The following is a 12,994-nucleotide window of genomic DNA, read 5'->3' on the forward strand; positions in this document are numbered from 1 at the left end:
AGTGGACACGATTGCCAGTCTGTTCAGCTTTATCACCACGCCCGTCTCGTGGGTCATCGTCCAGTTCCACAGTCTGTACGGCGCGATCTTCGGCCCGGACAGCGGTTGGGCCTGGGGCCTGTCGATCGTGTCCCTGGTGGTCTTGATCCGTATCTGCTTGATCCCGCTCTTCGTGAAGCAGATCAAAGCGACGCGTGGCATGCAGGCGCTCCAGCCGAAGATGAAGGCGATCCAGGAGCGCTACAAGAACGACAAGCAGCGCCAGTCCGAAGAGATGATGAAGCTGTACAAGGAGACGGGTACCAACCCGCTCTCCTCGTGCCTTCCGATCATCGCGCAGTCCCCGTTCTTCTTCGCGCTCTACCACGTGCTCTCGGCCATCGCCAACGGGCAGACGATCGGCGTCATCAACCAGTCGCTGCTGGAGAGCGCCCGCCAGGCGCACATCTTCGGCGCGCCGCTGGCGGCGAAGTTCACGGACAGCGCCGAGAAGGCCGCCTCTTTGGGCGCCTCGATCACCGACGTCCGGATCGTGACCGCGGTCATGATCGTCATGATGTCGCTGTCGCAGTTCTACACGCAGCGCCAGCTGATGCAGAAGAACGTCGACCTCTCGGTGAAGACGCCGTTCATGCAGCAGCAGAAGATGCTGATGTACATCTTCCCGCTGATCTTCGCGGTGATGGGCATCAACTTCCCCGTGGGTGTCCTCGTCTACTGGCTGACCACCAACGTGTGGACCATGGGCCAGCAGATGTACGTGATCAACCAGAACCCGACCCCCGGCAGCAAGGCCCAGGACCAGTACCTGACCCGTCTGCTGAAGCACGTCACCACGCACGGAGACGTCAAGGGCCGGGGCAAGAAGAAGATTGTCGCGGCGATCGTGGCCAAGGGCCCGGACCGCAACGACAACGAGCGCAAGTTCATCGCGGCTCTCACGAAGCAGGGTCTGGCTGCGCAGGCGGACGGGTCTGTGATCAAGAGCGCCGAGGCCACGGCCGACTCGGACGCTGCGAGCGGCGGTGCCGCCAAGCGGCAGCAGCCGAAGCGGCAGACGAAGTCGCAGCGGCAGACGCCCCCCAAGCCCTCTTCCAAGAAGTAAGAAGGAGTCCCTCCCGTGACGGAAGGCACCACCACCGCCGCCGCTGAGAGTGGCGACACCCTGACCCGCCTCGAGCAGGAGGGTGAGATCGCGGCCGACTACCTCGAGGGTCTGCTGGACATCGCCGACCTGGACGGGGACATCGACATGGACGTCGAGGCCGACCGGGCCGCGGTGTCGATCGTCAGTGACTCCGCCAGCCGCGATCTCCAGAAGCTCGTGGGCCGCGACGGTGAGGTCCTGGAGGCTCTGCAGGAGCTGACCCGCCTCGCCGTGCACCGCGAGACCGGGGACCGCAGCCGGCTGATGCTGGACATCGCGGGCTTCCGTGCGAAGAAGCGCGAGGAGCTGACGGCGATCGGTGCCCAGGCGGCGGCGGACGTGAAGGCTTCCGGTGAGCCGCTGAAGCTGGCGCCGATGACCCCCTTCGAGCGCAAGGTCGTCCACGACGCCGTGGCGGCCGCAGGTCTGAAGAGCGAGTCGGAGGGCGAGGAGCCGCAGCGCTTCGTCGTCGTGCTCCCGGCCTGATCGCAAGCCTGAGTGTTCGGCCCCGTCTGTGTCGCAGACGGGGCCGAAGTTTGTCAGCCTGGCAGTGCCGGTCCCGGCGGTGCCAGTTCGAGCAGTGCGTTTTCAACGATCCATGCGGTACGGAAGGACGGTCCCCGTGACGGAGGCAGCGGAGCTTCCCCCGGCGCCTGAAGAGGCGCGCGCGGTGTTCGGCGAGTTTTTCCCGGAAGCTGTGCGGTATGCGGAGCTGCTGGCAGACGCGGGGGTCAAGCGCGGCCTGATCGGCCCGCGCGAGGTGCCGCGGCTCTGGGAGCGGCACCTGCTGAATTGTGCGGTGCTCTCGGAGGTGGTGCCCGAGGGCGTCACCGTCTGCGATGTCGGCTCGGGTGCCGGCCTGCCCGGCATTCCGCTGGCTCTGGTGCGGCGCGATCTGAAGATCACGTTGCTGGAGCCGCTGCTGCGGCGGACGACCTTCCTTCAGGAGGCCGTGGAGCTGCTGGGCCTGGACCACGTCACGGTGGTGCGCGGCCGCGCCGAGGAGATGCTCGGCAAGGTGCAGCCGGTGCACGTGGTGACGGCACGGGCCGTGGCTCCGCTGGACCGGCTCGCGGGCTGGGGCGTGCCCCTGCTGCGTCCGTACGGGGAGATGCTGGCGCTCAAGGGCGACACCGCCGAGGAGGAGCTGGTGGCGGCGAAGACCGCACTGGCGAAGCTCGGTGTGGTGAAGACCTCGGTGCTGCAGGTGGGCGAGGGTGTGGTGGATCCCCTGTCCACCGTCGTCCGTGTGGAGGTCGGAGAAAGCCCCGGTGGGGTGAGGTTCGCGGCCAAGCGGGCTAAGGCCGCGCGGACCAGCCGGACCCGTCGGCGCCGCTGATTTTCGGGGCATTGAGCCCTATAGGTATGGATTTCGGAGTGTCGTAGCGGCTCGAAGACCCTGTCCGGGTGCTGTGCGGGCATCGTGTTTCACGTGAAACATCGCTCTCTGCTGCACGGAATCATCAGCCGCGGCCGTGCGGCCGCGTCCCCCCGTTCCCGTAAGGGCGACGGGGGGACGGAGTTGTCCACAACGGTGGATTCATCCACTGGAGTACGGGCCCCGCTGGTTCGCGACCCGGGTGTCATGGCAGGCTCTGTTCATCGCGAGCCTGATGCCGAGGAGAGTGACACCGTGCGGTCCGACGCCAACCTCGCGGGGCCGATGGCCGACCCGGTCCCCGGTCCCCGCTCTGAACCAGCGGGGGACGATGTTTCACGTGAAACATCGTCGCCTCTTGTAGACAACGACACGCCCATCGGTCGTGCCGCCCAGCTGGCGGTCGAGGCGCTGGGACGTGCCGGCGCGGGGCTGCCCCGCCCGGCGCAGACCCGGGTCATTGTGGTCGCCAACCAGAAGGGCGGCGTGGGCAAGACCACGACGACCGTGAACCTGGCGGCCTCCCTGGCCCTGCACGGTGCGCGCGTCCTGGTGGTCGACCTCGACCCGCAGGGCAATGCGTCCACGGCACTCGGTATCGACCACCACGCGGATGTGCCCTCGATCTACGACGTGCTCGTGGACAGCCGGCCGCTGCTGGAGGTTGTCCAGCCGGTGGTGGACGTGGAGGGGCTCTTCTGTGCTCCGGCCACGATCGACCTGGCGGGTGCGGAGATCGAGCTGGTGTCCTTGGTGGCCCGCGAGAGCCGGCTCCAGCGGGCCATCCAGGCGTACGAACAGCCGCTGGACTACATCCTGATCGACTGCCCGCCCTCGCTGGGGCTGCTGACGGTGAATGCACTGGTGGCCGGCGCCGAGGTACTGATCCCGATCCAGTGCGAGTACTACGCACTGGAGGGTCTGGGTCAGTTGCTGCGCAATGTCGACCTGGTGCGGGCTCACCTCAACCCGTCGCTGCACGTGTCGACGATCCTGCTGACGATGTACGACGGCAGGACCCGGCTGGCTTCGCAGGTGGCGGAGGAGGTGCGCACCCACTTCGGCAAGGAGGTGCTGCGCACGAGCATCCCGCGTTCGGTGCGCATTTCCGAGGCCCCGAGTTACGGCCAGACGGTGCTCACCTACGATCCGGGTTCGAGTGGTTCTCTCTCCTATCTGGAAGCGGCGCGCGAGATCGCGCTGCGGGGGGCCGGAATTTCGTACGACGCCCAGCACGCCCATCTGGGCGCGGGCATGAACAGCACGCAGAGTGTGGCGGAGGGGATCCAGTGAGTGAGCGACGTAGGGGTCTGGGGCGGGGGCTCGGCGCGCTGATCCCCGCCGCTCCCCAGGAGAAGACGCCGCCGGTGATCGGTGCCGGCTCGACGTCTCCGGCGGCGGTGCCGATGTTGCCTTCGGAGCGCGGGGTCGCGGCGGCGAAGCTGGCTTCGCTGGCACAGGCCGATGTTTCACGTGAAACATCGCTTGGCGGGACGACTGCGGTTGCCGTCGTGGATGAGCCGGAGACGGTGGAGCCCGAGGCCGATGGGGTGGCCGGGGCGACGTTCGCCGAGCTCCCGATGGACTCGATCACGCCGAACCCGCGGCAGCCCCGTGAGGTGTTCGACGAGGACGCGCTTGCGGAGCTGGTCACCTCCATCCAGGAGGTGGGTCTGCTTCAGCCGGTGGTCGTGCGGCAGTCGGCTCCGGACCGCTATGAGCTCATCATGGGTGAGCGTCGCTGGCGGGCCTGCCGGGAGGCCGGGCTGGAGCGCATCCCGGCGATCATCCGGGCGACGGACGACGAGAAGCTGCTGCTGGACGCCCTGCTGGAGAACCTGCACCGGGCGCAGCTGAACCCCCTGGAGGAGGCGGCCGCGTACGACCAGCTGCTCCAGGACTTCAACTGCACGCACGACCAGCTGGCGGACCGGATCGGGCGTTCACGTCCGCAGGTGTCCAACACGCTGCGCCTTCTGAAGCTCTCGCCCCCGGTCCAGCGCCGGGTGGCCGCGGGCGTGCTGTCCGCCGGACATGCGCGGGCCCTGCTGTCGGTGGAGCACTCCGAGGCACAGGACAAGCTGGCGCACCGGATCGTGGCCGAGGGACTGTCGGTGCGTGCGGTCGAGGAGATCGTCTCGCTGATGGGTTCCGAGCCGGAGGGGCCCGTGAAGCCGAAGGGGCCGCGGGCCGGTACCCGAGTGGCTCCGGCGCTCAGCGAGCTGGCGACTCGGCTCTCGGACCGGTTCGAGACGCGCGTGAAGGTGGATCTGGGCCAGAAGAAGGGCAAGATCACCGTCGAGTTCGCCTCGATGGAGGATCTGGAGCGGATTCTGGGGACGCTGGCGCCGGGCGAGGGCCGGGTGCTGGAGCAGGGTCTGTCCGGGGAGTGAGTTCCCGGCCGCCGAGGGGCGGATCGTGCCGGTGTGAACCGGGGCGGTCCGCCCCTTTGCCTTGTCGCGGTTTCGCCTGATTCGGGCTGTGGATACGATGCGCTCATGGGGCGTCGGTTGGTACCACTCACGCTGGACAACCTGCAGGACCTGCCTCGCCGTTGCCGGTCCTGTGTGTTCTGGGAGTTGGATCCCGTCAGCGGTGAGGCCGCCGTGAAGGCGGGGACTCCGGCGCAGGAGAAGGAGGCGTGGATCTCCGCCGTCCTGCTGGAATGGGGCTCGTGCGGCCGTGTGGTCTACGTGGACGAGATTCCGGTGGGGTTCGTCCTGTACGCGCCGCCGGCGTACGTACCGCGGGCCGCTTCGTTTCCGACGAGTCCGGTCTCCCCGGACGCGGTGCAGCTGATCACGGCGTGGATCATGCCGGGCTATCAAGGCCAGGGCTTGGGGCGGGTGATGGTCCAGACGGTGGCCAAGGACCTGCTGCGGCGCGGGTTCCGGGCGATCGAGGCTTTCGGGGACGCGCGCTGGGAGGGCCCGGCCTGCCTGCTGCCGGCAGACCACCTGCTCGCCGTGGGCTTCAAGACGGTGCGGCCGCATCCCGTCCATCCGCGGCTGCGGCTGGAGATGCGCTCGACGCTCTCGTGGAAGGAAGACGTGGAGCTGGCGCTGGACCGGCTGCTCGGCGCGGCACGCAAGGAGCCCGCGCTGCGGCCACTCTGATGCGCGAACGGGGCCGCCCCTCGAAGGGGCGGCCCCGTTTCACGTGAAACATCCCCGGCTCTCGCCGGGCGGAGGTTCCAACCGTCAGCCGACGGGCTTGATGGTCACGAAGCCGTCGAGGTCACGCAGGATGGCGGCCTTCGGCTTGGCACCGACGATGGTCTTGACGACCTCGCCGCCCTGGTAGACGTTCAGGGTCGGGATGGACATGACGCCGTACTTGGCGGCCGTGTCCGGGTTCTGGTCGATGTTGAGCTTGACGATCTCGATCTCGTCGCCGTACTCGGCCGCGATGGCCTCCAGGGACGGGGCGATCTGGCGGCACGGGCCGCACCACTCGGCCCAGAAGTCCACCAGGACGGGCTTGTCGCTGCTCAGGACTGCGGCGTCGAAGTCGGCGTCGGTCACGCTCTTGAGGGCCACTGCGGCCTCCTAGTTCTTTCCTGCGGGGTGTGGGGTGTGAGAGTGGGCGAGGGTCAGACCGTCGCGTGCGCCTTCTCGGCGTCCGCGAGGGCGGAGAGGAAGCGCTCGGCGTCCAGGGCCGCGGAGCAGCCCGTGCCCGCGGCGGTGATGGCCTGACGGTACGTGTGGTCCACGACGTCTCCTGCGCCGAACACGCCAGTGAGGTTGGTCCGCGTCGAGGGGGCGTCGACCTTGAGGTAGCCCTCCCCATCGAGCTCCAGCTGGTCCTTGAACAGCTCGGTGCGCGGGTCGTGGCCAACGGCGATGAACAGGCCCGTCACGGGGAGCTCGGAGGTCTCACCGGTCTTGGTGTTGCGCAGGGTGAGACCGGAGAGCTTCTGCTCGCCGTGGATCTCCGCGACCTCGCTGTCCCAGGCGAACTTGATCTTCGGGTCGGCGAACGCGCGGTCCTGCATGGCCTTGGAGGCACGCAGGCTGTCACGGCGGTGCACGATGGTGACGGACTTGGCGAAGCGCGAGAGGAAGGTGGCCTCCTCGATGGCGGTGTCGCCGCCACCGACAACGGCGATGTCCTGGTCCTTGAAGAAGAACCCGTCACAGGTGGCGCACCAGGAGACACCGCGGCCGGACAGGGCGTCCTCGTTGGGGAGCCCGAGCTTGCGGTGCTGGGAGCCGGTGGTGACGATCACGGCCTTGGCGCGGTGCACGGTGCCGGCGGTGTCGGTGACGGTCTTGATGTCACCGGTGAGGTCCACGGACACGACGTCGTCCGGGACGAGCTCGGCGCCGAAGCGCTCGGCCTGGCCGCGCATGTTGTCCATGAGGTCCGGACCCATGATGCCGTCCTGGAAGCCGGGGAAGTTCTCGACCTCGGTGGTGTTCATCAGCGCGCCACCCGCGGTGACCGCGCCTTCGAAGACCAGCGGCTTGAGCGAAGCGCGTGCGGTGTACAGGGCGGCGGTGTAGCCGGCCGGCCCGGAACCGATGATGATCACGTTTCGTACGTCGCTCACGGGTTTCTTCCTCGTCTCTGTGGACTGCACGCTGCTGCCGGAGGGGCCGGTGTGTTGTCTCACCCCACCCAACGGATCCTACGGCGCATGCATTCCCGACCCGCTCCCTCGCGGTCCCGAAGGTGTCAGCTTCGAGGATATGTCCTGGTCAGCAATGGTTTGTCAGATCCGGCGGACGAGGTCTTCGTGCACGCGGCACCCACCAGGTAGGCATCCACACGGGCTGAGTCGCCGGGGTGCGGCAGGACGAGGAGGTAGACCTCGGCGCCCTGGTAGCTGCCCTGTTCGGCCACGACCGGGGTGTCGGTGCGACCGGTGGCGTGCTGGACACAGGCCGGCACGGAGGAGGCCGTCGTGCGGTTGCCGTCCCCCGGGACCAGGTCCGGTGGGGGCGTGGTGCTCTTCTCCAATCCGTAGGTGTTGTTCTGCTGTTCCTCCTGCGGGACGGTCTTCGCCCCCGGTCCGGAGGCCAGGAGCCGATGGACGTTGTCCTCGAGGCCCTGCGCGGTGTAGGTGCCGTCGGCAGGTGCCGCGGTTGCCGTGCTGGTCGCGGATCTGCGGGCCGCGGTGTCCGGAGAGCCGGTCCCGAGCAGGTTGCCCGCGAGGAAGATGCCGAGGGCGCAGGCGGCCGCTCCGGACAGGCCGGCAATGACGGCGATCCGGCGGCGGGCACGGCGGCGCCCGGGACCGGTTGCTCCGGCCGGGTGACCGGCCGGCCGCCCGGTACCCGGACCCGAAGGCGCGGCAGGCGATGTTTCACGTGAAACATCGGAGGCCGGGGCGGCGTCCGCCCTGGGCGCGGTGGAGTCGAGGAGGGCTTCGGCAGCGAGAGCCGCGTCGATGCGGCCGGCGATGTCGGAGGGCATCCTGGGCGGCCCGGGCAGTGTGCCGAGGAGTCCCCGGATCTCCTCCAGGGAGGCGAGGACGTCGGCGCACAGGGGGCAGTCGCCCAGGTGGCGGCGTACCTCACCGGCCCTGACCGGCGAGAGGAGCCCTTCGGTCAGGTCGGAGATCTCCGAGACGTCAGGGTGCCGGATCGTGCCGGTTGTGGGAGTCACGTTCGTCCACCTCCGCCCTTCACCGTGTCTGCGTCTGGGGCCGGCTGACTGGGGTCTGCCGCTGGTGGGACGGGTGTCCCCTGCGTTCGGTTCCTTCCCCGCTCGGTGGCGGTGTTATCCCCGGCATTCGAGCGCAGATGAGTGAGCATCGGGAGGAGTTTCGCCCGGCCGCGCGCGCACCGGCTCTTCACGGTGCCGGCGGGGACGTCGAGGATACGGGCGGCCTCGGCGACGGGGTATCCCTGCATGTCGACGAGGACCAGGGCGGCCCGCTGCTCGGCCGGGAGCGTGCTGAGAGCGGCCAGGAGCTGCCGGTGGAGGTCTTGGCGCTCCGCGGGTGCCTCGGCGGACTCGTGGGGCTCCAGGAGGCGCTCCAGGCGTTCCGTGTCGTCCAACGGCGAGGTCTTGCGGGAGGCGGCTTTGCGGGCCCGGTCGAGGCAGGCGTTGACGGTGATGCGGTGCAGCCAGGTGGTGACGGCGGATTCGCCGCGGAACGTGTGGGCGGCCCGGTAGGCGGAGACGAGGGCGTCCTGCACGGCGTCGGCGGCTTCCTCGCGGTCGCCGAGGGTGCGCAGGGCCACGGCCCACAGCCGATCGCGGTGCCGCCGGACGAGTTCCCCGAAGGCATCGGGGTCACCGGCGGCATGCAGCGCCAGCAACTCCTGGTCGCTCCGGTCGTCTCCCGTTGCTGAGTGCATCACACCTCCCCTCCGGAAGGGAGCGTACGGGTCGGGCGGGATGAATACGAGGGACCGCTGCCCAGTCGGCGCAGCGGTCCCGTATCCATGGCGGCCCGGCCCTACTCGGCCGTGCCGAGCACCTTGATCTCGTTGATGCCGCCCCGGTAGCCGCCGTTCGAGTCGGCGGGCAGCGCGGTGATGTGGATCACCAGGTAGCGGGCCTTCAGCGGGGTCTCCAGGGTGGTCTTCAGGTTCTTCCCGGCGGTGGTCAGCTTGACGACCTCGTGGGAGAAATCCGAGAGGGAACGGGGCTGGGAGGCCTCCGGAGAGGCGGCCCGGACCTCGACCTTCTGCCCGGCCGCGTACATGTCGACGTCGAGGCCGGCCACCTCCTGGACGCTGCCGAGGTCGACGATGATGCCGCTGCCGTCGTCGTAGCTGTCCAGGTTGCCGAAGTTGGCGTAGCCGTAGAACACCTTGGTGATCCAGGCGGAGTCGCCGTTGTTGTCGATGGCCTTGTCCGCGTCCTCCGGCTTGATCGGTTCCTTGCCGAAGGTGGTGGCGTTGGCGATGTGCAGGGGCTTGCCCGGGTTGTTCGGTTTGGCCCCCTTGGAGGCCTCGTCGGGCTTGGGCTGCTGGTTGGAGCCGTTGCTGCCGGTGTCGCCCTTGACGCGTTCCAGGAGCGTGTCGGCGAGCTGCCAGCTGCCCAGGCCGAGCGCGGCGATGAGCAGGGCGGCCACACCCCACTTCAGGACGCGACCGGTGCGGCTCTGCAGCGGGGGCGGCGGTGGGATGGCCATGGTGTGGCTGCCCGGTCCGCCGGGGTGCGGCTGCGGACGGCCGTAGCTGCCCTGCTGGTAGGTGGTGTGCTGGTACTCCGGCGGAGCGGTGAAAGCGGGCTCCGGCGGCCGGATGCGGGGCATCGCGGCGACGGCCTTCGCCAGTTCCTCCGGGGTGGTGCAGGGCGGCTCCTGCCGGGAGGCGGTGGCGCCGTCGTTGGCGAGGGCGCGCATGGCGAGCTCCCCCAGCCCCCGGTGTACTCCGGCACGGACCTGGTCGGGCGCGATCAGGCCGACGCCCTTGGGCAGGCCGGTCAGGCCGTACGCGTCGTCCTCGTACGGCCAGCGCTGCGTCAGGGCGGCGTACAGGAGCGCGCCGATGGCCTCGGTGTCCGCGCGCTGCGGGGTGTCGCTGGTGATGCCGCGCAGGGCGGCATTCACGGCGAGCCCGCGGATGCGGTACTGGCCCGTGGAGGTCCGCAGTATGGCGCTGGGCGTCAGCCGCAGGTGGGCGAGGCCTTCGCGGTGAGCGGCGGCCATCGCCTGGGAAACCTGGGTGACGAGCTGGTAGGCCTCGTGGGGCTCCAGGGGGCCCGACGCGAGGATCGCGGTCAGCTCGGTGGCGTCGGGCAGCCACTCGTGGACGACGTAGACGAGGTCGTTCTCCTCGACGGCGTCGAGGACGTGGACGAACCTCGGGTCGCCGAGCAGCGCGGAGGAGCGGGCCGCGGCCAGGACGGCGCGGGCCCGGGGGTGGTCGGCGGGCAGCAGGTGGACGCCCACGGCACGGCGCAGCTTCTCGTCCATGGCGCGCCAGCTGCTGAATCCGTCCAGACGGGTGACGCACTCCTCCAGGCGGTAGCGCCTGGCGAGTTTGTGGCCGCTGTGGAGTTCGGGGGCGGCAGCAGGAGCCGCTTTCCTGCGCTCGCCGTCCTTTTCGGGCATGGGTCCGTCCGCGGCTCGTCCGTTCTGGGTGTCCACCCCGTCGGCCGTGGCCTTCGCCGCATCTGCGGCCGGCGGCTCGTCGCCGCCGTTGTCGGCCACGTCGACGGCAGCCGTGCTACGTTCCGCCACCGTCGTTCCTGCCTCCCCATCCGTTACGCGCTGTCGGCCAGTCTGCGAAGCCATGCCAATTGTGCCCACAGTCCGGCGCTATGCACGACACGCGAAGGGGTCCGACGGTTGTGCGCATCAGCGACCCAAGCGGCCGCGGACCATTCCGACCATGGCGTTGAGCTCTTCGATGCGCATCCGCTTGGCCGCCACGAGGAATACGGCGGCCAGCGCGACACCGCCGGCGGCCAACGCGGCGAAGGAGCCGGTGACTCCGCTGCCGAGCCACTGGGTGACCGCGTAGGCGGTGGCGCCGCCCACGGCGGCCGCGGGGACGCAGGCGCCGGTGAGGCGGGCGTAGGTGCGCATCACGTGGGCGCCGTCGAGGTCGCCGCCCAGCCGGGTGCGCAGCCGCCGCCAGGCGACGCCCACGCCGACCGTGTAGCCGAGGCCGTAGGCGGCGGCCATGCCGACGACGGCCCAGCGCGCGGGGAGCACGAAGAACGCGGCGGTGGAGACGGCCGCGTTGACGCCGGCGACGATGACCGTGTTGTAGAAGGGCGTCCGGGTGTCCTCGTAGGCGTAGAACCCGCGCAGGACGACGTACTGGACGGAGTACGGGATGAGTCCCAGGCCGAAGGCCATCAGGACGTAGCCGATGTTCTGGGCGCCGGATCCGGAACCCGCGTACAGCAGCGTGGCCATGGGGACGCCGAGGGCGAGGAACGCGAAGGCGCAGGGCACGATCGCGACGGCCGAGGTGCGCAGCCCGTACGAGATGTCGTCGCGGACGGCGGCCGCGTCCCCGTCGTGGGCGGAGCGGGAGATGCGCGGCAGCACGGCCGTCATGACGGAGACGGTGATGATGGCCTGCGGCATCTGCCACAGCAGCAGTGCGTAGTTGTAGGCGGTGATGCCGGTGCCGGGGTGGCCCTGCTTCTCCGCCACGGATCCGGCCCACGTGGCGAGCTGCGTCACGACGACGAGCCCGATCTGGTTGGCCAGGACGAAGAAGAACGTCCACTTGGCCAGGCGGGCGGCCTTGCCGAGGCCGTGGCCCCGCCAGTCGAAGCGCAGGCGCGGCCTGAAGCCGGCGTCGCGCAGGTAGGGCAGCATCGCGAGGGCCTGGACGGTGAGGCCCAGGAGGGTGCCGAGGCCCAGCAGGCGGACGCCCTCGGGGGTGACGGTGGTGGCGCTGACCCCGGAGGTGGTGAAGCCGCCGAAGGCCCAGATGAAGGCGCCGAAGGTGGCGATGACGACGATGTTGTTGAGGACGGGGGTCCACATCATCGCGCCGAACCGGCCGCGCGCGTTCAGGATCTGACCGAGGACCACGTGCACGCCCATGAAGAACATGGTCGGCAGGCAGTACCGGGCGAAGGCGACCGCGACGTCCATCTGCTGGGGGTCGGACGCGAGCTTCGGCGACATCATCGTGATGAACACCGGCGCCGCGAGGACGCAGATCGTGGTGATGGCGGCCAGCAGCACGACGACGAGCGTCAGGAGGCGGTTGGCGTAGGCCTCGCCCCCGTCGTCGTCCTGCTTCATGGCCCGTACCAGCTGCGGGATGAAGACGGCGTTGAGCGCGCCGCCGCCGACCAGCACGTAGATCATCGTCGGCAGGGTGTTGGCGATCTGGTACGTGTCGTTGAACGTGCCCACGCCGATGGCACCGGCGATGACGAGGGTCCGCAGGAAGCCGGTGATGCGGGAGACGATCGTGCCGGCGGCCATCAGGGCGCTGGACTTGAGGAGGCTGGAGGCGCGGCCGGCAGGCTTGCTCGGTGCCGGGGCGGCGACGGGGACGTCCTCCACGGGCGTGCCGGGCGTGCCCTGCTGGTCCCGGTAGAGGTGCGCGAAGGCGTCCGGCTCGGGTTTCTCGTCCGCCGCATTCGTGACCAGGGAGTCCACGCCGACGAACTGGGTGGTCGTCGCGTGGTCGCCGTACGGCAGGTGCCGGGAGGGCCCGTCCGGCTCGGGCGGCGGGGTCTGGGCCCAGACGTGCGGGTCGGGGGCGTGCACGGGGGCCTGCGGGGCCGCGTAGAGCGGTCCGGGCTCCTGGTAGGTGCCGGGCGGCGGCGGAGGGTGCGCGGCCCGGTCGTAGAGGACCTCGGCGACGGGGTCCTGGGCCGACAGGTCCTGGGACCGGTACGGGTCGTGGCCGTAGGCGTCCTGGACGTACGGGTCACGGTCCGGCGCGGGCGCAGGCGCGGGGACCTGCCCGGCCACCGGGGTGCCCGGGGCAGAGCCCTGGTAGGGCGCGGGCCCACCAGTGCCCTGCGCGCGGTCACCGTCGTACGGCGCGTTCATCGAAACCCCACCTCATCGTCCCCAGGCCGACCGG

12 protein-coding genes are annotated in these 12,994 nt (G+C 69.8%); 6 read left to right on the top strand and 6 right to left on the bottom strand.

Annotation, left to right across the window (positions count from 1 at the left end):
- The first annotated feature begins 1 nt into the window (after position 1).
- From yidC to K7B10_RS20670, 6 genes are all read left to right on the top strand, one after another.
- Positions 2–1,105: a membrane protein insertase YidC gene (gene yidC, locus K7B10_RS20645; RefSeq protein WP_229337899.1), complete on the top strand. Its 1,104-nt coding sequence runs from the start codon at positions 2–4 to the stop codon at positions 1,103–1,105.
- Positions 1,106–1,120: 15 nt separating this feature from the next.
- Positions 1,121–1,633, top strand: coding sequence for a Jag family protein (locus tag K7B10_RS20650; RefSeq protein ID WP_229337901.1), 513 nt, complete (start codon positions 1,121–1,123; stop codon positions 1,631–1,633).
- 112 nt (positions 1,634–1,745) lie between these two features.
- Complete coding sequence (gene rsmG, locus K7B10_RS20655; protein ID WP_037835282.1) at positions 1,746–2,486, top strand: 16S rRNA (guanine(527)-N(7))-methyltransferase RsmG; 741 nt, start codon at positions 1,746–1,748, stop codon at positions 2,484–2,486.
- A gap of 246 nt (positions 2,487–2,732) precedes the next feature.
- Positions 2,733–3,818, top strand: coding sequence for an AAA family ATPase (locus K7B10_RS20660; RefSeq protein ID WP_308284614.1), 1,086 nt, complete (start codon positions 2,733–2,735; stop codon positions 3,816–3,818).
- Positions 3,815–4,918: a ParB/RepB/Spo0J family partition protein gene (locus K7B10_RS20665; RefSeq protein ID WP_229337903.1), complete on the top strand. Its 1,104-nt coding sequence runs from the start codon at positions 3,815–3,817 to the stop codon at positions 4,916–4,918. The genes K7B10_RS20660 and K7B10_RS20665 overlap by 4 nt, the downstream gene beginning before the upstream one ends.
- Before the next feature lie 105 nt (positions 4,919–5,023).
- The gene (locus K7B10_RS20670; protein WP_229337905.1) at positions 5,024–5,641 is read left to right on the top strand and encodes a GNAT family N-acetyltransferase; all 618 of its coding nucleotides are present in this window, start codon (positions 5,024–5,026) and stop codon (positions 5,639–5,641) included.
- 84 nt (positions 5,642–5,725) lie between these two features.
- Here K7B10_RS20670 and trxA read toward each other — a convergent pair whose 3' ends face one another.
- From trxA to murJ, 6 genes are all read right to left on the bottom strand, one after another.
- Positions 5,726–6,064 carry a thioredoxin gene (gene trxA / locus K7B10_RS20675; protein ID WP_229337907.1) on the bottom strand — a complete coding sequence of 113 codons (339 nt, stop codon included), beginning with the start codon at positions 6,062–6,064 and terminating at the stop codon, positions 5,726–5,728.
- 53 nt (positions 6,065–6,117) lie between these two features.
- Positions 6,118–7,077 (bottom strand): thioredoxin-disulfide reductase, encoded by a 960-nt coding sequence (gene trxB / locus K7B10_RS20680; protein WP_030857724.1) that lies wholly within the window; start codon positions 7,075–7,077, stop codon positions 6,118–6,120.
- A gap of 125 nt (positions 7,078–7,202) precedes the next feature.
- Positions 7,203–8,135, bottom strand: a complete 933-nt coding sequence (locus K7B10_RS20685; RefSeq protein ID WP_229337909.1) for an anti-sigma factor family protein — start codon at positions 8,133–8,135, stop codon at positions 7,203–7,205.
- Positions 8,132–8,833 (bottom strand): RNA polymerase sigma factor SigM, encoded by a 702-nt coding sequence (gene sigM, locus K7B10_RS20690; protein WP_229337911.1) that lies wholly within the window; start codon positions 8,831–8,833, stop codon positions 8,132–8,134. Before sigM ends, K7B10_RS20685 begins: the two co-directional genes overlap by 4 nt.
- Positions 8,834–8,934: 101 nt before the next feature.
- Positions 8,935–10,668, bottom strand: coding sequence for a protein kinase family protein (locus K7B10_RS20695; RefSeq protein WP_229337913.1), 1,734 nt, complete (start codon positions 10,666–10,668; stop codon positions 8,935–8,937).
- A 117-nt stretch (positions 10,669–10,785) separates the two neighbouring features.
- Entirely contained in the window at positions 10,786–12,960 is a 2,175-nt protein-coding gene (gene murJ / locus K7B10_RS20700; RefSeq protein ID WP_229337915.1) for a murein biosynthesis integral membrane protein MurJ, read from the bottom strand.
- Between the last annotated feature and the right edge of the window lie 34 nt (positions 12,961–12,994).

Source organism: Streptomyces flavotricini, assembly GCF_020639365.1.
Classification (GTDB): Bacteria; Actinomycetota; Actinomycetes; order Streptomycetales; family Streptomycetaceae; genus Streptomyces; species Streptomyces flavotricini.